The organism is Rhizobium viscosum (assembly GCF_014873945.1).
GTDB lineage: Bacteria > Pseudomonadota > Alphaproteobacteria > Rhizobiales > Rhizobiaceae > Rhizobium > Rhizobium viscosum.
This window is the reverse complement of sequence record NZ_JADBEC010000001.1, coordinates 1,840,001-1,858,940: the sequence shown is the minus strand read 5'-3', so window position 1 is coordinate 1,858,940 and position 18,940 is coordinate 1,840,001. Positions and strand designations below refer to the sequence as shown.

At 60.1% G+C, this 18,940-nt stretch carries 22 protein-coding genes (1 of these 22 only partly in view); 8 read left to right on the top strand and 14 right to left on the bottom strand.

The window, feature by feature from the left end; genetic code table 11:
* Window positions 1-2 precede the first annotated feature (2 nt).
* The 9 genes from coaA to hisB all read right to left on the bottom strand — a co-directional run bounded on the left by coaA (window position 3) and on the right by hisB (window position 5,429).
* Window positions 3-998: a type I pantothenate kinase gene (coaA, locus tag H4W29_RS09325; RefSeq protein WP_192728669.1), complete on the bottom strand. Its 996-nt coding sequence runs from the start codon at window positions 996-998 to the stop codon at window positions 3-5.
* The gene (locus H4W29_RS09320; protein WP_192728668.1) at window positions 995-1,318 is read right to left on the bottom strand and encodes a phosphoribosyl-ATP diphosphatase; all 324 of its coding nucleotides are present in this window, start codon (window positions 1,316-1,318) and stop codon (window positions 995-997) included. The genes coaA and H4W29_RS09320 overlap by 4 nt, the downstream gene beginning before the upstream one ends.
* A 16-nt stretch (window positions 1,319-1,334) precedes the next feature.
* Entirely contained in the window at window positions 1,335-2,123 is a 789-nt protein-coding gene (hisF, locus tag H4W29_RS09315) for an imidazole glycerol phosphate synthase subunit HisF (RefSeq protein ID WP_192728667.1), read from the bottom strand.
* The gene (gene hisA, locus H4W29_RS09310; protein ID WP_192728666.1) at window positions 2,123-2,869 is read right to left on the bottom strand and encodes a 1-(5-phosphoribosyl)-5-[(5-phosphoribosylamino)methylideneamino]imidazole-4-carboxamide isomerase; all 747 of its coding nucleotides are present in this window, start codon (window positions 2,867-2,869) and stop codon (window positions 2,123-2,125) included. Before hisA ends, hisF begins: the two co-directional genes overlap by 1 nt.
* Window positions 2,870-2,874: 5 nt before the next feature.
* A complete protein-coding gene (locus H4W29_RS09305) occupies window positions 2,875-3,432 on the bottom strand; it encodes a hypothetical protein (RefSeq protein ID WP_192730699.1) in 558 nt (185 codons plus the stop codon).
* Window positions 3,429-3,611: a hypothetical protein gene (locus H4W29_RS09300; RefSeq protein ID WP_192728665.1), complete on the bottom strand. Its 183-nt coding sequence runs from the start codon at window positions 3,609-3,611 to the stop codon at window positions 3,429-3,431. The genes H4W29_RS09305 and H4W29_RS09300 overlap by 4 nt, the downstream gene beginning before the upstream one ends.
* Window positions 3,612-3,679: 68 nt before the next feature.
* Window positions 3,680-4,330: an imidazole glycerol phosphate synthase subunit HisH gene (gene hisH / locus H4W29_RS09295; protein ID WP_113322134.1), complete on the bottom strand. Its 651-nt coding sequence runs from the start codon at window positions 4,328-4,330 to the stop codon at window positions 3,680-3,682.
* On the bottom strand, window positions 4,330-4,800 hold the full coding sequence (locus H4W29_RS09290; RefSeq protein ID WP_192728664.1) for a DUF2628 domain-containing protein: 471 nt from the start codon (window positions 4,798-4,800) through the stop codon (window positions 4,330-4,332). The genes hisH and H4W29_RS09290 overlap by 1 nt, the downstream gene beginning before the upstream one ends.
* Before the next feature lie 20 nt (window positions 4,801-4,820).
* Window positions 4,821-5,429 carry an imidazoleglycerol-phosphate dehydratase HisB gene (hisB, locus tag H4W29_RS09285; RefSeq protein ID WP_112545005.1) on the bottom strand — a complete coding sequence of 203 codons (609 nt, stop codon included), beginning with the start codon at window positions 5,427-5,429 and terminating at the stop codon, window positions 4,821-4,823.
* A gap of 178 nt (window positions 5,430-5,607) precedes the next feature.
* Here hisB and hslV point away from each other — a divergent pair, with 178 nt between their 5' ends.
* From hslV to H4W29_RS09255, 6 genes are all read left to right on the top strand, one after another.
* A complete protein-coding gene (gene hslV, locus H4W29_RS09280; protein ID WP_112970644.1) occupies window positions 5,608-6,132 on the top strand; it encodes an ATP-dependent protease subunit HslV in 525 nt (174 codons plus the stop codon).
* Window positions 6,129-6,632 (top strand): GNAT family N-acetyltransferase, encoded by a 504-nt coding sequence (locus H4W29_RS09275; RefSeq protein WP_192728663.1) that lies wholly within the window; start codon window positions 6,129-6,131, stop codon window positions 6,630-6,632. Before hslV ends, H4W29_RS09275 begins: the two co-directional genes overlap by 4 nt.
* Window positions 6,629-7,936, top strand: a complete 1,308-nt coding sequence (gene hslU, locus H4W29_RS09270) for an ATP-dependent protease ATPase subunit HslU (protein WP_112545008.1) — start codon at window positions 6,629-6,631, stop codon at window positions 7,934-7,936. The genes H4W29_RS09275 and hslU overlap by 4 nt, the downstream gene beginning before the upstream one ends.
* Window positions 7,937-8,123: 187 nt before the next feature.
* Window positions 8,124-9,071 carry a DUF1402 family protein gene (locus H4W29_RS09265; protein ID WP_192728662.1) on the top strand — a complete coding sequence of 316 codons (948 nt, stop codon included), beginning with the start codon at window positions 8,124-8,126 and terminating at the stop codon, window positions 9,069-9,071.
* A gap of 47 nt (window positions 9,072-9,118) precedes the next feature.
* Window positions 9,119-10,531 (top strand): cytochrome P450, encoded by a 1,413-nt coding sequence (locus H4W29_RS09260; RefSeq protein WP_192730698.1) that lies wholly within the window; start codon window positions 9,119-9,121, stop codon window positions 10,529-10,531.
* A gap of 87 nt (window positions 10,532-10,618) precedes the next feature.
* A complete protein-coding gene (locus tag H4W29_RS09255) occupies window positions 10,619-12,796 on the top strand; it encodes a malate synthase G (RefSeq protein WP_192728661.1) in 2,178 nt (725 codons plus the stop codon).
* Between the two features lie 71 nt (window positions 12,797-12,867).
* Here H4W29_RS09255 and H4W29_RS09250 read toward each other — a convergent pair whose 3' ends face one another.
* On the bottom strand, window positions 12,868-13,548 hold the full coding sequence (locus tag H4W29_RS09250) for a L,D-transpeptidase (RefSeq protein WP_192728660.1): 681 nt from the start codon (window positions 13,546-13,548) through the stop codon (window positions 12,868-12,870).
* Window positions 13,549-13,550: 2 nt separating this feature from the next.
* Here H4W29_RS09250 and H4W29_RS09245 point away from each other — a divergent pair, with 2 nt between their 5' ends.
* Both H4W29_RS09245 and H4W29_RS09240 read left to right on the top strand, forming a co-directional pair.
* Window positions 13,551-13,721 (top strand): hypothetical protein, encoded by a 171-nt coding sequence (locus tag H4W29_RS09245; protein WP_192728659.1) that lies wholly within the window; start codon window positions 13,551-13,553, stop codon window positions 13,719-13,721.
* Window positions 13,722-13,730: 9 nt separating this feature from the next.
* On the top strand, window positions 13,731-14,225 hold the full coding sequence (locus H4W29_RS09240; protein WP_192728658.1) for an MmcB family DNA repair protein: 495 nt from the start codon (window positions 13,731-13,733) through the stop codon (window positions 14,223-14,225).
* On the opposite strand, the gene H4W29_RS09235 is transcribed toward H4W29_RS09240, so the two are convergent.
* From H4W29_RS09235 to lhpI, 4 genes are all read right to left on the bottom strand, one after another.
* Window positions 14,226-14,804, bottom strand: a complete 579-nt coding sequence (locus H4W29_RS09235; RefSeq protein ID WP_025670009.1) for an ActR/PrrA/RegA family redox response regulator transcription factor — start codon at window positions 14,802-14,804, stop codon at window positions 14,226-14,228.
* A 68-nt stretch (window positions 14,805-14,872) separates the two neighbouring features.
* A complete protein-coding gene (locus H4W29_RS09230; protein WP_192728657.1) occupies window positions 14,873-16,183 on the bottom strand; it encodes an ActS/PrrB/RegB family redox-sensitive histidine kinase in 1,311 nt (436 codons plus the stop codon).
* Window positions 16,184-16,244: 61 nt separating this feature from the next.
* Entirely contained in the window at window positions 16,245-18,701 is a 2,457-nt protein-coding gene (hrpB, locus tag H4W29_RS09225; RefSeq protein ID WP_192728656.1) for an ATP-dependent helicase HrpB, read from the bottom strand.
* 5 nt (window positions 18,702-18,706) lie between these two features.
* Window positions 18,707-18,940: the end of a bifunctional Delta(1)-pyrroline-2-carboxylate/Delta(1)-piperideine-2-carboxylate reductase gene (lhpI, locus tag H4W29_RS09220; protein WP_192728655.1), read on the bottom strand. Its footprint extends 714 nt past the window's final position; 234 of the gene's 948 nt are visible here — the last part of the coding sequence; its start codon lies off the right edge, out of view — the gene reads right to left on this strand; its stop codon occupies window positions 18,707-18,709.

Below are 18,940 nucleotides of genomic sequence, written 5' to 3'. Positions count from 1 at the left end.
CTTCAGAGTTTGCGCAGCGCCACCTGCTCGATCAGATGATCCTTGCCCTTGCGCAGGATGAGATCGGCACGAGGCCGTGTCGGCAGAATGTTCTGGCGCAGGTTCTTGAGGTTGATGTTCGCCCAGAGGTCCTCTGCGATCGCAACCGCTTCCTCCTCGCTGATCGATACATATCGGTGGAAGTAGGAATTCGGATCCCGGAAGGCCGTTTCCCTGAGCCGCATGAAGCGTGTCACATACCAGTTATGGATCTGTGTTTCCTCGGCGTCGATATAGATCGAGAAGTCGAAGAAGTCGGAGACCATCGGCACGATCTTGCCGTCTGCCGGCAGGTCGCGCGATTGCAGGACATTGATGCCCTCGAAGATCAGGATGTCAGGCCGGTCGACGATCTTATATTCGTCCGGCAGCACGTCATAGACGAGGTGCGAATAGGAAGGCGCCTTCACATCCGGCAGGCCGGCCTTGATCGCCGACAGGAAACGCAGGATTGCGCCGGTGTCGTAACTTTCCGGAAAACCCTTGCGCTGCATCAGGTTCTCGCGCTTCAGCACGGCATTCGGATGGAGAAAGCCGTCGGTGGTGACGAGATCGACCTTTGGGCTGGAAGGCCACCGGCCAAGCAGCTCTTTCAGGATACGCGCCGTCGTGGATTTGCCGACGGCCACCGATCCGGCAATGCCGATCACGAACGGGGTCTTCGCCACGTCCGACAGGCTGAGGAACCGGTTGCGCTGCTCGAACAGCAGCTGCGAGGATTCCACATGCGCGGAAAGCAGGCGCGAGAGCGACAGGTAGATGCGCCTGACTTCGTCGAGGTCGATCGGGTCGCCCATGGAGCGGAGCCGTTTGACCTCGTCGGCCGTCAGGGTCATCGGCGTGTCGGCACGAAACTTCGCCCACTGTTTCGATGTGAAGAAGTGATAGGGGGAAAAGGATGCAGTCTGGAAGTGATCCAGCTTTTCCGCCACTCCGATAATCTGCGTCGCGATGCTCATGAACTCTGCCGGCTGGCCTTTTCCTTGAGGCCGGATTGCGCGGTCCTCCGCGCAAGTTCGGTCATGACATTCTCTAGCGGTATTTCAGCAATCTTCAATACGACCATTAGGTGATAGAGAACGTCGGCTGCTTCATAGGTGAGGTTATCGCGGTCGTTGGTGACGGCGGCCATGACCGCTTCGATCGCTTCCTCGCCAAGTTTCTTGGCCGCTTTCGGCTGACCGGCGGCCACCAGCTTGGCGGTCCAGGATTCCTCGGGTGAGGCCTTTGACCGCTCTTCGACGATCCGCTCGAGGTCGGAAAGGGAAAATCCGCTCATGGTGCTGCTTTCAAACTCAGTCGAGCCGCATCGCAATGCCGCGTTCAGACATATAGTGCTTCGCTTCGCCGACGGAATAGGTGCCGAAGTGGAAGATGGACGCGGCAAGCACCGCATTGGCATGGCCGTCCTTCACGCCGGCCACAAGGTCGTCGAGATCCCCGACACCACCAGAGGCGATGACGGGCACGCGGACAGAATCGGCAATCGCCCGGGTCAGTTCCAGATCGTAGCCGATCTTCGTGCCGTCGCGGTCCATGGAGGTGACGAGCAGTTCACCGGCGCCGCGGGCAACCATCTTCTGGGCGAATTCCACCGCGTCGATGCCGGTAGCGTTGCGGCCGCCATGCGTATAGATCTCCCAGGCGCTGAGATTGTCGCCGCCGACCTGCTGTGTCAGGCGGCGCTTGGCATCGATCGACACGACGATGCACTGGTCGCCGAACTTGTCGGCTGCCTCAGCCACGAAATCCGGATTGTTGACCGCGGCCGAATTGATCGAGACCTTGTCAGCCCCGCAAAGCAGCAGTTTGCGGATATCGGCTATGGTGCGAACGCCGCCGCCGACGGTAAGCGGCATGAAGCACTGCTCGGCGGTGCGCGCCACGACATCGAAGATCGTCTCGCGATTGTCCGAGGAGGCGGTGATGTCGAGGAAGCAGAGCTCGTCGGCACCGGCCGCATCATAGGCCTTGGCCGCTTCTACGGGATCGCCGGCATCGACCAGATTGAGGAAATTGACGCCCTTGACGACACGGCCGTCCTTGACGTCGAGGCAGGGGATCACGCGGGCTTTTAGGCTCATTATGCAGTCTCCTTCGCCCGAGCGGCCCTGATAAGATCGAGCGCCTCCTTGGGATCGATCCGGCCGTCGTAGAGGGCGCGGCCGGAAATGGCGCCTTCGAGCTTGCGCGCATCCGGCTGCAGCATGCGCTTGATGTCTTCGATCGAGGCGAGGCCGCCCGATGCGATAACGGGGATCGAAACAGCGTCCGCCAGCTCCAGTGTCGATGTCCAGTTGATGCCGGTCAGGATGCCATCACGATCGATATCCGTATAGATGATTGCGGCAACACCGGCGCCCTCGAATTTCTTTGCGAGTTCGATGATCCCGAGTTCGGAAGCCTCCGCCCAGCCTTCGACGGCCACCTTGCCGCCTTTGGCATCGATGCCGACGGCGACACGGCCCGGAAATGCCTTACAGGCTTCGACGACGAGCGCCGGGTCACGGACGGCGACGGTACCGAGAATGACGCGGCGCAGCCCGCGCGACAGCCAGTTTTCGATATGATCGAGCGTGCGGATGCCGCCGCCAAGCTGAACTGGGTTCTTCGTGGCCTTGAGGATCGCCTCAACCGCATCGCCATTGGCTGAATGTCCCGCAAAGGCGCCGTCGAGATCGACCACATGCAGCCATTCGAACCCCTGCTCTTCGAAGGATTTCGCCTGGGCGGCCGGATCGGTGTTATAGACCGTTGCCTGTTGCATGTCGCCGAGCTTCAGGCGAACGCATTGTCCGCCCTTCAGGTCGATCGCGGGAAAAAGGATCATTCGTCTCAAGTCCGTAGCGTCGTTGGCACCATCAGTGCATTCCACGCATCTACGATATCCGAGCGAAAAAAGACAGCGGCAATGGTGAGCGCGGCAAAAAGCACGATTAGCAGCAAGGTTATGGTGAAACCCACCCGTACCTGGCGCCAAAAGCCGGTGCGCTTCTTTACCGACTTTTCGATATCGCGTACCTGGCGCAATGCCTCGCTGTTGGTCGCGACGAGCTGAATCTGGGGCTCCATGGCTTCGACATAGGTTTCGGCATAGCTCGAAAGGATCTGCGAGGCACGGTCGCGCAGAGTATTGCGCAGGTCGGACGAGAGGTAGTTGCTGGTCACTGCTGCGATTTCTGCCTCATTGGGCGAGCGGCCGGCATTGCGCTTGCGATGGCTGACGATGAAGTCGCGCTTCTGACGCTCGTATAGCGCATAGGCAAGCAGGCCGATCAGGTCATCCTCGCCTTCGATATAGAATTCCAATACGGCTTCGGCGAGATCGCCGGCGCTTATCTCGCCCGATCGCAGCCGTGAATTTTCGTTTCCTGGAAAGCTTTCCTGCATCAGCCGCCGAGCCTTTCTTTCAGAGTCTTGGCAGCATTGGAGAGCGCTTTGCGGTGCAAGGCTTCATCAACTTGGCGGACGATCGTGCCGCCTGGCAGCCGGATATCGACGAAGGGCGGCTGGCCCTCCCTAGCAGGCCGGAGCCTGTAGAATATCTTGCCTGATTTCGGCGAAGCCGGCATGGAGCGTGCTCCTGTCTCTACCCCCTCAACTACAGGGGAAATAAGGCGCGCGTATTAAAAGACAGCCCTTACGGCGCCCAGCGAAGGAAATTCGCGATCAGCGCCAAGCCAAGCTTCTGGCTTTTTTCCGGGTGGAATTGAGAACCGGCCATATTGTCCCGCCCGACAAAGGCCGTCATCGGCCCGCCGTAGTCTGTGGTGGCAATGACGTCGCCGGCATTTTCGGCGGCGAGATGGTAGGAGTGCACGAAATAAGCGTGCAGACCATCTGGCCCGGTTGGGATGCCGTCGAAAAGCGGATGTTCATGTTTCAGGTCGAGCGTGTTCCAGCCGATCTGCGGGATCTTCAACTCCGGATCGGCAGGCGTCATCTCCACGACATCGCCCGGAATCCAGCCGAAGCCTTGGGTTGTCGTCTTCTCAAGACCGCGTGAGGACATGAGCTGCATGCCGACGCAAATGCCGAGGAAAGGGCGCGCCTTCCGCTCGACGCCTTCGAGCAGGGCTTCCGTCATGCCGGGCACGGCATCGAGCCCGCGGCGGCAATCGGCATAAGCGCCTACGCCCGGCAGCACGATACGGTCTGCCGCGGCAACGATCTCCGCCTTGTCGGTCAGATTGATCTCCGCCTCGATGCCGGCTTCACGGGCCGCGCGTTCGAAAGCCTTGGTGGCCGAGCGCAGATTGCCAGAGCCGTAGTCGATAATCGCGACGCGCATTATTTGCGCCCTCCGTCAAAACCGAAGAGACCGAGCGAAGTGGAATGACCCGGCCGCGTCTGCGGACTGGAAGTCTGGTTCCATTCGGGCACCTTAAAATCGGCACCGGTCTCGATGTTGGAAAAATAGATCTCTTCCGCGAGATCGATCGAGGAAGCGCCGATCGCGGCCTCCTCGCGCCAGCCGCGGGAGGCGAGACTGCGGATGCGGAAATTCTGTCCTTCGAACCCGACGAACAGGTTGACGCCAAAGGCGAGAGCCATTCCCGCCGGCCCGAAACCCGGTTCCTCCGTCAGCACGCCGCCGATCGCCTGCAGCGCGAACGCAATGATCGCATGAAGCCAGAGGCGATGCGCAAGCAGCCAGATCCAGGGAAAGAGGAAGGCAAGCCACGAGAAACCGTCACGGATCGTGCGCGTGTCCTCGCGCTGACCATCAGGCGGAACAAGAAAAACGTAGCTGGATGCCATCTGACGCTCCCTGATGGGGCTCAGGCGAGCGTGCCCTTGGTCGAGGGAACACGGCCCGCCTGCCGTGGATCAATCTCTGTCGCCGTGCGCAGGACGCGGGCGACGGCCTTGAAACATGTTTCTGCAATATGGTGGTTGTTGGCACCATAGTGATTGAGAATATGCAGGGTGATCCCGGCATTCTGGGCAAGCGCCTGGAAAAATTCGCGCACCAGTTCGGTATCGAACGTCCCGATCTTCGGCGCGCTGAAGGAAACGTTCCAGACGAGGAAGGGGCGGCCGGAGAGATCGACGGCAGCCTTCGTCATCGTCTCGTCCATGGCGAGATCGATCGAGGCATAGCGGGTAATGCCGCGGCGGTCACCGAGCGCCTTCGCGATCGCCTGGCCGATGGCGATGCCGGTATCCTCGACCGTATGATGGTCGTCGATATGCAGGTCGCCTTTGGACTCGATTTCCATATCGATCAGCGAATGTCGCGAAAGCTGATCCAGCATATGGTCGAAGAAGCCGACGCCCGTCGAAATCGTCGATTTACCGGTGCCGTCGAGATTGACGGAAACGGAAATGGAGGTCTCGTTGGTCTTGCGGGAAACACTGCCCGTGCGGCTTGCTGCGGTCTCGGCCATATGGCTTTCTCCTTGAAATCAAGGTGGTTCCTTATCAGGCGCATTGCGAAATATCCAGAAGTGGGAGGGCAGAAAAGGAAGGCCATTTGCAATCGCCGCGTACCCTCTTACATAGGGTTCAACAGGGCCGGTGTTCGGCCCGCTGGAACCGCCCGTGAGTTGGGGCAACAGGTGTTTGATGACGACAATTATTACAGTTCGAAAAGGCGGCAAGGTCGTGGTGGCCGGCGACGGCCAGGTCAGCCTCGGCCAGACCGTCATGAAAGGTAACGCCCGCAAGGTCCGCCGCATCGGCAAGGGCGAAGTTATCGCCGGTTTCGCTGGTGCGACCGCTGATGCCTTCACCCTTCTGGAGAGGCTTGAAAAGAAGCTGGAACAATATCCGGGCCAGCTGATGCGCGCCGCCGTCGAGCTTGCCAAGGACTGGCGCACTGACCGCTACCTTCGCAATCTCGAAGCCATGATGCTGGTCGCCGACAAGTCGGTGACGCTCGCCATTACCGGCAATGGCGATGTGCTGGAGCCCGAACATGGCGTTGCCGCTATCGGTTCGGGCGGTAATTTCGCGCTTGCCGCGGCTCTTGCGCTTACCGACACGGACAAGTCGGCAGAAGACATCGCCCGTCGTGCGCTCGATATCGCTGCCGACATCTGCGTCTATACAAACCACAATGTCATCGTGGAAACGCTGGACGCGGAATGACGGATTATGGCTTCCGTCCCGTCACGGCGGCTGATCTGACGCTCCTGGCCGAATGGCTTGAGCAGCCGCATGTCCGCCGCTGGTGGAGCGAGCCGGAGGAGGCGCTGGTCTCGATTGGGGAACATCTGCGTGATCCCTTAGTCGAACCCTACATCGTAATGTTGGACGGCAGGGATTTTGCTTTCATTCAGGTGGCGGATCTCGATGGTGAAGACGATGCTGCGCTGGACGGTCAGCCCCAGGGCACCTGTGGCATCGATCAGTTTATCGGCATCGAAACGCTTCTGGGAAAGGGCCACGGCCCGGCCTTCATGGCAGATTTCTGCCGGAAGCTTTTCAAGAAGGGCAAAAACCGGGTGCTGGTCGATCCGCACCCTGACAACATCTTCGCAATCAGAGCCTATACCAAGGCGGGCTTTCAAAGACTTGGCGAAACAAATACGAATTACGGCCGGGCGCTTCTTATGGCCCTGGACCGCCAGGAGAATGACAGACTATGACAACCTTTTCTCCCCGCGAGATCGTTTCCGAGCTCGATCGCTACATCATCGGCCAGCATGAGGCCAAGCGCGCCGTAGCGATTGCGTTGCGCAACCGCTGGCGCCGTCATCAGCTCGATCCGAGCCTGCGCGATGAAGTTATGCCGAAGAATATCCTGATGATTGGTCCGACCGGCGTCGGCAAGACGGAAATCTCCCGTCGCCTCGCCAAGCTCGCCGGCGCACCTTTCATCAAGGTCGAGGCTACGAAGTTCACCGAGGTCGGTTATGTCGGCCGTGATGTCGAGCAGATCATCCGCGATCTCGTCGAGGTCGGCATCGGCCTCATACGCGAAAAGAAGCGTACGGAGGTTCAGGCCAAGGCCCATATGAGCGCCGAAGAGCGTGTTCTCGATGCGCTGGTCGGTGCGACGGCCTCGCCTGCCACACGCGAAAGCTTCCGCAAGAAGCTGCGCAATGGCGAACTCGACGACAAGGAAATCGATATCGAAGTAGCCGATACCGGCTCCGGAATGGGCGGCTTCGATATTCCCGGCATGCCGGGCGCCAATATCGGCGTACTGAACCTGTCGGAAATGTTCGGCAAGGCGATGGGCGGCCGCACCAAGAAGGTGCGTACCACGGTGAAGGCCTCCTACACCGACCTGGTCCGCGACGAGTCCGACAAGCTGATCGATAATGAAGTCATTCAGCGCGAGGCTGTGCGCTCGGTTGAAAATGACGGCATCGTCTTCCTCGACGAAATCGACAAGATCGCGGCTCGTGACGGCGGCGCCGGTGCTGGCGTTTCCCGCGAAGGCGTCCAGCGTGACCTGCTGCCGCTCGTCGAAGGCACGACGGTTTCGACCAAATACGGCCCGGTGAAGACGGATCACATCCTCTTCATCGCCTCCGGCGCCTTCCATGTTTCCAAGCCGTCGGATCTGCTGCCGGAATTGCAGGGCCGCTTGCCGATCCGCGTCGAGCTTCGTCCGCTGAACAAGGAAGACTTCCGCCGCATCCTGACGGAAACAGAGGCAAGCCTCATTCGCCAGTACAAGGCGCTGATGGAAACCGAAAGCCTGACGCTCGATTTCACCGATGACGCGATCGATGCGCTCGCCGATGTCGCCGTCCATCTGAACTCCTCCGTCGAAAATATCGGCGCGCGCCGCTTGCAGACGGTCATGGAGCGGGTACTGGACGACATCTCCTATAACGCACCGGATCGCGCCGGTACGGATGTGAAGATCGACGCCGCTTACGTGCGCGAGCATGTCGGCGATCTTGCGCAGAATACCGACCTGTCGCGCTTCATCCTGTGATCGGGAAACATCGTTTCCTGTCTTTGCGCAGCTAACGCAGAAACTTTGACGATCTGAACTCTCGACAGCGGGCCTTTTACTTTTTAGTGAAAGGCCCGCTTTGTTTTTTGTACGGCTTTATTCGGACAAGATTCTGGTTCAGTCAGCCGCGACACGAAGACGACAGGGAAAGACGGGAAAGCAGATCGTGCGACGCCTTTTGACAAGCCTTGTGATTGCCATGACCATTGCGAGTTCGGTTCCTGCGCTTGCGGCGCAGGCTGTTCCGCCCGGCAACCGTCATGCCGAGCAGCCGGATATTCCAGGCGCTTCGGTCCGCCGCACCAAGGGCACCAAGACGACCTTCGATATCAAATATGAGAAGGTGTACGACCTCCTGTCGACCGACCATGAACTCATGGGCAAGATCAAGAAGGTTTCGAATGCCTATGGTATCAATCCCATTCATGTGATCGGCGCGATCGTCGGCGAACATACTTATAATGTCGATGCCTATGACCGCCTGCAGGCCTACTATGTGAAGGCCGCTTCCTATGCCGGTCAGAGCTTCCGTTTTGCCTATGATGGCGAGAGTGTCGACGATTTCGTCGACCGGCCGCAATTTGCCGCCTGCAACGGCAAGAGCGATTCCTACACGCTCTGGAGCTGCCGCGAGGATGTCTGGGAAAGCGATTTCCGCGGCAAGACGGTCGACGGCAAGAGCTTCCCCAACAATCGCTTCAGCGCCGTCTTCTTCCAGCCCTTCTATGCCGGCCAGACCTTCGGCCTCGGCCAGGTCAACCCACTGACAGCGTTGATGCTGTCCGATCTGGTGTCCCGTGTTTCCGGCTATCCGAAGCTCAACGAAAAGAATGCCGGCTCCGTCTACAAGGCGATCATGGACCCAGACATCTCGCTCGCCTTCGTCGCGGCCTCGATCCGCCGGTCGATCGACGACTACAAGGAGATCGCCGGCATGGATATCTCTAACAATCCGGGGGTTACGGCGACGCTTTATAATGTTGGCAATTCCCGCCAGCGCGCCGCAGCCCTTGCCGCTAAGAATCGCTCCTCCGGCACGATGGTCTGGCCGGAAGAGAATTATTACGGCTGGCTGATCAACGACAAACTGGACCAGCTCAAGGGCCTGCTCTAACTTCAGGCCTGCCGGGAAGACGATATCTCCCGGGAAAGGCTATGCTGATGGACATGCGTCCGGAACCCTTCGTACCGCCGGCACCGCTGCCGCGCACCGTGCCTCCGTCGCGGCTTGAGATCATCAGGACGATTTTCCGCAACCCGCTCGAGCTCTGGGGCGAACCGTCCTATACGCTGCCCTGGATCCGCACCAATTTCTTCGGCCAGAGAACGCTGATCGTCAACGATCCCGGCCTTATCAAACATGTGCTGGTCGATAACGCCAACAACTACCGCATGTCCGATGTCCGTCAACTCGTCCTGCGCCCGATCCTCCGCGATGGGCTTCTGACGGCGGAAGGCCCTGTCTGGAAGCGCTCGCGTAAGGCAGTCGCCCCTGTCTTCACGCCCCGGCATGCCAAGGGCTTTGCAAGCCAGATGCTGCGCCAGTCGGAAGACTACGCCCGCAAATATGCAGATGCCGGCGAGGCCGGCACGATTTTCGATATCAGCACCGACATGACGGAGCTGACCTTCGCCATTCTCGCCGACACGTTGTTTTCCGGTGAGATCGTCACATCGAGCGGCCACTTTGCCGATGATGTCAACGAGCTGCTGCACCGCATGGGCCGCGTCGATCCGATGGATCTGCTGCGGGCGCCGTCCTGGGTTCCACGTGTGACACGCATCGGCGGCCAGAAGGTCCTGGAGAAATTCCGCGCCATCGTCCGCAACACCATGGATATGCGGCTTGCCAAGATGAAGGCCGACCGTAGCACGGCACCAAACGATTTCCTGACCCTGCTGCTGGAGCAGGCCGGTCCCGATGGCCTGACGAAGGAGGAGATCGAGGATAATATCCTGACCTTCATCGGTGCCGGCCACGAGACAACTGCCCGCGCGCTCGCCTGGACGCTCTATTGTGTCTCCAACAGCCCGCATATCCGCGACGCGATGGAAGAGGAGATCGATAGGGTCCTTGCATCAGGCGCAGAGCCGGTCGAATGGCCGGATCTGATGCCGCAGACGCATGCCGCCTTCGAGGAGGCGCTCCGCCTTTATCCGCCAGCTCCTTCGATCAATCGCGCTGCCATCGCAGATGATTCCTGGACCAGCCCCAAGGGCGAGCGTGTCGAAATCGAAGCTGGCGTCACCGTGCTCGTCATGCCCTGGACGCTGCATCGCCATGAGCTCCATTGGGATCGGCCGCGCGCCTATATGCCGGAGCGATTTCTGCCGGAAAACCGTGCCTCCATCGGCCGTTTTCAATTCCTGCCTTTCGGCGCTGGTCCGCGCGTCTGCATCGGCGCCACCTTTGCGCTTCAGGAGGCGGTTATCGCACTGGCCGTCCTGATGCAGCACTATCGTTTCGATTCGACCGATCAGACGAATCCCTGGCCGGTGCAGAAGCTGACGACGCAGCCGCAAAACGGCCTTCCGATGCGCGTGACCCGCCGGACTGTTTCCAAGCCTGCATAAATCTTTCGAATTGTTGCTGAATTGACTGTGAATGAAAGCCGGGCAAAGTGGCAGCATGAAAAGCTGCCACTGCAAGGGAGACACCGCATGAGCCGCATTGAAAAGAATGGTCTCTTCATCGAAGCCGTCCTTCATGATTTCCTCGTGAAGGAGGCGTTGCCGGGCCTCGCCATCGATGCGGACAAGTTCTTCGCCGACTTCTCGGCGGTCGTGCATGATCTGGCGCCGAAGAACCGCTCGCTGCTTTTGAAGCGCGATCAGCTGCAGGCAAAGATCGACGACTGGTATCGCCGGAACGGCGCACCGACGGATATGGACGCCTATCAGTCCTTCCTGAAAGAGATCGGCTATCTCCTGCCTGAGGGCCCGGATTTTCAGGTTTCGACTGCCAATGTCGATGCCGAGATCGCCTCTCTTGCCGGCCCGCAGCTCGTCGTTCCCGTCATGAACGCCCGCTACGCGTTGAATGCCGCCAATGCCCGCTGGGGTTCGCTCTATGACGCACTCTATGGCACCGATGCCATCCCGGAAACGGATGGCGCCGAAAAGGGCAAGGGCTACAACCCCAAGCGCGGCGAAAGGGTCATCGCCTGGGTGCGCAATTTCCTCGATTCCGCCGTTCCCCTCAGCGGCAGCTCCTGGAAGAATGTCGGCTCCTTCGCCGTCAAGAATGGTGCTCTGGCGATTGTTGCCGTCGATGGCAAAGCACTGGCGCTGAAAGATGCCGGACACTTTGCCGGCTATCGCGGCGATGCGAATGCGCCGACCCATATTCTCTTGAAGAATAACGGCATCCATATCGAGGTCGTGCTTGATGCCTCGACCCCGATTGGCAAGACCGATCCGGCTCATATTTCCGACGTCTGGCTGGAATCGGCCATCACCACGATCATGGACTGCGAAGATTCCATTGCCGCTGTCGATGCCGAGGACAAGGTCGTCGTTTACCGCAATTGGCTCGGCCTGATGAAGGGCGACCTGCAGGAGGAGGTGGCCAAAGCCGGTTCGACATTCGTTCGCAAGCTCAATCCGGATATCGCCTACACGGCGCCCGACGGTGAGACCTTCGAACTGCATCGCCGCTCGTTGATGCTCGTGCGCAATGTCGGTCACCTCATGACCAATCCGGCGATCGTCGATCGCGACGGCAACGAGGTGCCGGAGGGCATCATGGATGCCGTGATCACCGGTCTCATCGCGCTTTATGATGTCGGCCCATCGGGACGCCGTAAGAATTCGCGCGTCGGCTCCATGTATGTCGTCAAGCCGAAGATGCATGGCCCCGAAGAGGTCGCCTTCGCAGTCGAGATATTCTCCCGCGTTGAAGATGCCCTCGGCATGGCACGTAACACCATCAAGATGGGCATCATGGACGAGGAGCGCCGCACGACGGTCAATCTCAAGGAATGCATCCGGGCTGCCCGCGAACGGGTCGTCTTCATCAACACGGGCTTCCTCGATCGCACCGGCGATGAAATCCACACTTCTATGGAAGCCGGCCCGATGATCCGCAAAGGCGACATGAAGCAGGCCGCCTGGATCGGCGCCTACGAAAACTGGAATGTCGATATCGGCCTCGAATGCGGCCTCTCCGGCCACGCGCAGATCGGCAAGGGGATGTGGGCCATGCCAGATCTGATGGCCGCGATGCTGGAGCAGAAGATCGCCCATCCGAAGGCCGGCGCCAATACCGCCTGGGTGCCGTCACCGACGGCCGCCACTCTGCATGCCACGCACTACCACCAGATCAATGTCGCCAAGGTGCAGGAGGGCCTGAAGGATCGCACCCGCGCCAAGCTCTCCGATATCCTCTCGGTGCCGGTCGTTGTACGGCCGAACTGGACGCCGGAAGAAATCCAGCGCGAACTCGACAACAATGCCCAGGGCATTCTGGGTTACGTCGTGCGTTGGGTCGACCAGGGCATCGGCTGCTCCAAGGTGCCTGACATCAACAATGTCGGCCTTATGGAAGATCGCGCGACACTGCGGATTTCCGCCCAGCACATGGCGAACTGGCTGCACCACAAGATCGTCACGAAGGAGCAGATCATCGAAACGATGAAGCGTATGGCCGCTGTCGTCGACCAGCAGAATGCCGGCGATTCGGCCTATATCCAGATGGCCGGACACTTCGATGATTCGATCGCCTTCCAGGCAGCACTCGATCTGGTCCTGAAGGGCAGGGAACAGCCGAACGGCTACACCGAGCCGGTCCTGCATCGCCGCCGCATCGAGCTCAAGGCGAAGCAGACCTCGCGAGCCTGAACCTGCAGATACAAAAAGGCCGCCGAACCTAAAGTCCGGCGGCCTTTTTTATACCGAATTCGGTTTTTAGCTTACTGGATAACGATGACCTTGGAGGTGGTCTTGCCCGGACGGACGCGGCTGTAGAGATCGATCACGTCCTGGTTCATCAGGCGGATGCAGCCCGACGAAGCGGCAGTGCCGATCGAGGCCCATTCCGGAGTGCCGTGCAGGCGGAAGAGCGTGTCCTTGCCCTCTTCGTTGAAGAGGTACATGGCACGTGCGCCGAGCGGGTTGGTGAGGCCTGGACCCATGCCGTCTTCGACATACTTAGCGATTTCAGGACGACGAACGGCCATTTCCTTCGGCGGGTGCCAGTTTGGCCATTCCTGCTTCCAGGCGACGTAAGCCGTGCCGGACCATGCGAAGCCCTGCTTGCCGACGCCGATGCCGTAGCGGACGGCCTTGCCGTTGGGCAGGATATAATAGAGGTGACGCTCACGCGTGTTGACGATGATCGTGCCGGGACGCTCGTCGCTCTGGTAGCTGACGATCTGGCGGCGGAATTCCGGCTTGACGCGGTTGATCGGTATTGCCGGCAGAGAGTATCCGGCATCCGAGGTTACGCCATAGGCGTCGTTGAAGATTTGTGCCGTCTGAACGGTCGGACCCGCGCCCTTGTCGTTGGACGCAGTCTCGGACGTCGTGGAGCAACCGGCCAGTGCCAGGGTCGCCAGCAGGCCAAATACAGGGAATGCATTGCGGATGCGCATGGATGACTCGTGAAGGTTTTGGGCAATTGGAGGATAGTCTTTCGACCATCGTTATTTATGGTTTATTTTCGATTAACTTTGCCTTTGCAAGGCTGGTGCGGTGCGACAAAATCCATCTGAGCCGCAAATTAAAAGCGCATGGCTTTTTTGCAACAACGGCCAACCCCACTTGATGGTTATCCATGACGATTTTGAGCGTTTACAATAACAATCCGTTAATCGATGGCCGGCAATCGGACAGGGCCATGATGGTGCGCCGTGGCATGCAGATTTTGCTCCACGATATGCGCCACGCGGTGCTGCCGGAACTGCCGCTGGCGAGCGGCCGCCGGGCCGATTTGATTACAATCTCTGAAAAAGGAGAGCTCTGGATCATCGAGATCAAGACGTCGATCGAGGACTTTAAGGTCGATCGCAAATGGCCGGATTACCGTCTGCATTGCGATCGGCTATTCTTCGCAACACACCAGGATGTGCCCCTGGATATCTTCCCGGAGGAGTGCGGCCTTTTTCTTTCAGATGGTTACGGGGCGCATATGCTGCGTGAAGCACCCGAACACCGCCTGCCGCCGGCGACCCGCAAGGCTGTTACGCTTAACTTCTCGCGTGCAGCAGCGCAGCGGCTGATGATGGCCGAATGGGCAAATGGCAAACCGTTCAACGTGGACGATGTCTAATTATTTCGGTGCGCGTTTGGCGAGGATGCGCTGTAGGGTACGGCGATGCATGTTGAGCCGGCGCGCCGTCTCAGACACGTTGCGCTCGCACATTTCATAGACACGTTGGATATGCTCCCAGCGTACGCGATCCGCCGACATGGGGTTCTCAGGCAGTTCCGCCTTTTCCCCTGGCCGTTGCGTCAGCGCCGCAAACACATCATCGGCGTCGGCGGGTTTTGCCAGGTAATCCACAGCCCCGAGCTTCACGGCGGTCACGGCGGTGGCGATATTGCCGTAGCCCGTCAGCACAATGATGCGTGTGTCGTCACGCCGCTGGCGAATCGCTTCGATAACATCGAGACCATTGCCGTCGCCGAGTCTTAGGTCGACCACCGCATATTTCGGCGGCCTGCCCTTGGACTTGGCCACACCTTCCGCCACCGATTCGGCCGTTTCCACATGAAAGCCGCGTGCCTCCATAGCCCGTGCCAGGCGACGGAGAAAGGGGCCGTCGTCGTCGACGATCAGCAGGCTCGGGTCAGGCCCGATATGCTCCTCGTTGGAGCCGGCGGAAATCTCGTGGTTCTGATCTGTCATTGCTACGGTCCCGGCAGTTGAGCGTCGGAAATGCGTCAACCGCTTATATCCTGTTTATGCCCACAAAGTCATTTTGTCGAATTTGCGTCTATCAATACGCGCGGCCATTCGATTCGAATGCGAGCACCGGCATTTTCCGGATCGCGGTTTTCGAAAACCAGAGATGCGCCGGAGCGCTCCAGCAGCGTTTTGGCGATGAAAAGCCCCAGTCCCAGGCCTCCAGCCGTATCTTCCTTCTGCCGTTTGGTGACGTAGGGTTCTCCGATCCGCGTCAGAATATCGGGCGCGTAGCCGTTGCCGTCGTCCTCGATGACGATGAGCACCTTTTCGTGATCGTGCTCGACCGTGACCGTCACTTTCTCCCGCGCATAGTCGACGGCATTCTCGATCAGGTTGCCGAGCCCGTACATGATGCCGGCATTGCGGTCGGTAACAGGCTCGCCCCTGCGTGGGCTCTTCTCCACCAGCTCCAGTTTGATGCCGAATTCGCGATGCGGCGCGACGATCTCTTCCATCATCGAGGAGAGGGGCAGCCGGCGCATATGCGCCTCGCCCTCGGCAGAGAGCGTCGTCAGCCGGCGAAGGATATCGCGGCAGCGTTCGCTCTGACTGCGTAGAAGCTGCACATCCTCGCGGAACCGGTCGTCGTTTTTGAGTTCGCGCTCCATCTCCTTGGCAACGACGCTGATCGTGGCAAGCGGCGTGCCGAGCTCATGGGCTGCAGCGGCCGCAAGCCCGTCGAGTTGGGAAAGATGTTTCTCCCGCTGCAGCACCAGCTCGGTTGCCGCCAGCGCGTCGGCAAGCTGGCTCGCCTCCATCGACACCCGGTAGGCATAGAAGGCGGCGAAGGCCATCGTCGAGGCGATCGAGCACCAGACGCCGAACTGCATGACATTGTGCACATTGATTTCCATCCCGTCGAACCACGGAAGCGGGAAGGGCGAAAAGGCAAGCACGGTAATGCAGACCATCGCAAAGCCGATCAATGCCGTGCTGTAGCGGATCGGCTGTGAGGCGAATGAAATGATGACGGGAACGCAGACCAATGCCGCGAAGGGATTGGCAAGGCCGCCGGTAATGAACAGCAGCGCGCAGAGCTGCAGAAGATCGAAACCCAAAAGCGCGAAAGCGGCAGGCGGCTCAAGTCGGTGGGTCGGCGGATAGCGGATCATCAGATAGAAATTCACCCAGGCGAGTGCCGCAATCAGCGAGCAGCTGGCAACCAGCGGCAGGGGGAATTTCAACAGGAAGGCGACGATAAAGACCGTTACGGCCTGACCGGTGACCGCCAGCCATCGCAATCGCACCAAAGTCTGCAAGCGCAGCCGGCGGCTGCTCAGCCTGTCTTCCTGTGTCTGGGTTTCAGTCTTCTCAGTCACGCCATACTCCTACAGCCCATACTCTTACAGCATCGACGCACAGCGCTCCAAGGACGGCAGATTATGTACCACGAGGCTTTGCCCTTGTCGTCGGCGCCGCTTCGTCGGGCTTCTCCGGCCAGGGATGCCTTGGATAACGCCCCCGCATGTCAGCGCGCACATCCCTCCACGAGCCAGCCCAGAAACCGGGCAGGTCGCGGGTCGTCTGGATTGGCCTGTGGGCCGGCGAAGTGAGCTCCAGCAGCAGGGGCAATCGTCCACCAGCGACCGCCGGATGCTGCTTGAGACCGAAAAGCTCCTGTACCCGGATCGTCAGCGTCGGTTCTTCGCCGTCATACTGGATCGGATGGCGCTGCCCCGTCGGTGCCTCGAAATGCGTCGGTGCAAGCCGTGCGAGATCGCGCTGCAGGTCGTGCGGCACGAGTGCCATCAGCCCGTTGGAGAGGCCGGAGGCGGAAATATCCGAAAGCCCTCGCGCGTCCGTCTGGAAAGGGGTGAACCAGTCTTCCATGCGGTCAAGCAGTGCTTCGTCGCTCATATCGGGCCATGGTTCACCGATCGTCCGGTGCAGGAAGCCGATCCGCTCCCGAAGCTGCAGAGCCTCCTTGGAAAAGGGAAGCTGATCGAGCCCCAACTCCTGCAATCCCTGCGCAAGCGCCCGCACCACCGCCTCGCCCGAGGGGCGCGGAAGCGGCGCTTCCTCGAAAACGATCGCGCCGAGCCTTGTGGCTCGACGTGCCCGCACCTGCCGGCTCTGCCTATCGAAAAAGGTCTGGTCGTCCGTCCGTATTTCACCCGGCAGCTCAACTTCTATGTCGGCACGGGAGACGTCCGCCGCCGCCAGAATTCTCCCCTGCGCGGCCCGGCCCGTCAGATCGGCAATGACGAGCATTTGGCTGCCGGCCAGCCGCTCGGTCTCCGCCAGCTCCGCGCCGCGGCCATTCGCCATGACATATCGCCCGCGCGCGCCACGCTGAAGTGCGACCCGATCCGGGAAAGCGTGCAGCAGAAGCCTTCCTGCATGCGCAGATTCAGCACTCGAAACCTTGTTGAAGCCTTCCGAGAGCCTTCCCGCGAGCCGTCTCGAAGCCTCGGCCCTTTCGCCCTTTTCGCCTTTGAACCGTCGGAGGCGCTCTTCCAGATCGATACTGGCGCCGCCGAGCCCTTGCTCGGTCAAAAGCACGGAGATCAGCGCCGCATCCTTGGCATGACCCGATTCACCAGCCGAAACCACCATGGCAGCCAGCCGCGGCGGCAGGGCGAGGTCGCGCATCACCTTTCCGCGCGCCGTCAACGCGCCGTCCTTGTCCAGCGCCCCGAGCTGCACCAGCAGCGCGCGCGCTTCCTTGATCGTCGTCTCCGGCGGTTGATCGACAAAGGCCAGCGATTTTGTGTCCTGAACGCCCCAATGGGCAAGATCGAGCACGAGACCGGAAAGATCGCTCGAAAGAATCTGTGGTGGGGTGAACGCCGGAAGCGCCGCCGTCTGCCCCTGATGCCAGAGGCGGAGGGCGATGCCCGGCTCTGTTCTTCCGGCGCGGCCGGCACGCTGATCGGCCGACGCACGAGACACCCGCACGGTTTCCAGCCGCGTGATGCCCGTCGATGCCTCGAAGACCGGCAGTCGCTGCAGCCCGCTGTCGATCACGATCCGCACGCCGTCGATGGTGATCGAAGTTTCGGCAATCGAGGTCGCAAGCACGATTTTGCGCGTGCCCGGTGCCGAAGGGCGGATCGCCGCATCCTGCTCCTTCTGGCTGAGATTGCCGTAGAGCGGTGCAATCAGCGTCTCGGCGCCGAACCGCCCCTCGAGCCGCTCTGCCGTCCGGGTGATCTCCGCCTGACCAGGAAGGAAAGCGAGAATCGATCCGGATTCGCTTGCATGAAAACCGACGATCGCCCGCACCATCGCGTCTTCAATACGCTCGCCGCCTGGTCGGTCCTGATAGCGAATATCAATCGGAAAGCTTCGCCCCGTACTTTCGATGATAGGCGGATGATCAAGCAATGCAGCCACCCGCTCGACATCGAGCGTGGCCGACATCACAAGGATTCGAAGATCCTCGCGAAGCGCCGATTGAACGTCGAGCGCCAGCGCAAGGCCGAAATCGGCGTCCAGCGACCGCTCATGGAATTCATCGAAGATGACGGTGGAGACTTCAGAGAGTTCGGGATCATCGAGAATCATGCGGGCAAAGACGCCCTCGGTAACAACCTCGATCCGCGTCCTCGCCGATATTCTGTTGTCCAGGCGCATGCGGTAACCGACCGTTTCGCCCACCTGCTCGCCCAGCAGAGACGCCATGCGGCTTGCCGCGGCGCGTGCCGCCAGCCGGCGGGGTTCCAGCAGGATTATCTTCCCATCGCCGCGCCAGGCCTGGCCAAGCAGATGAAGCGGTACGAGCGTCGTTTTCCCGGCGCCCGGAGGAGCCGAAAGTACCGCGCGCTTCTTCTTGCCAAGCGCCGCGCTGATATCGGGCAGCACATGCGAAACCGGAAGCTCCGGCAAAGAAGGCATGGTCTTCACTTTTGGCTCGTCACCATTTCATAGGCAAGGATGGCGGCGGCCAGATCCTCGAGCGCTGCACCAACGGATTTGAAGAGAGTGATCTCTTGTGCATCTTTCCGCCCGTCACGGGCGCCCGATATCAGCTCTGCCAACTCACCACGTATATCACTCTCTTTCAGCAGCCCGCTCCTTAAGAGTTGGACGATGTCGCCACCTTCGCTCAGTGCACCCGCTCTCGTATCAACATA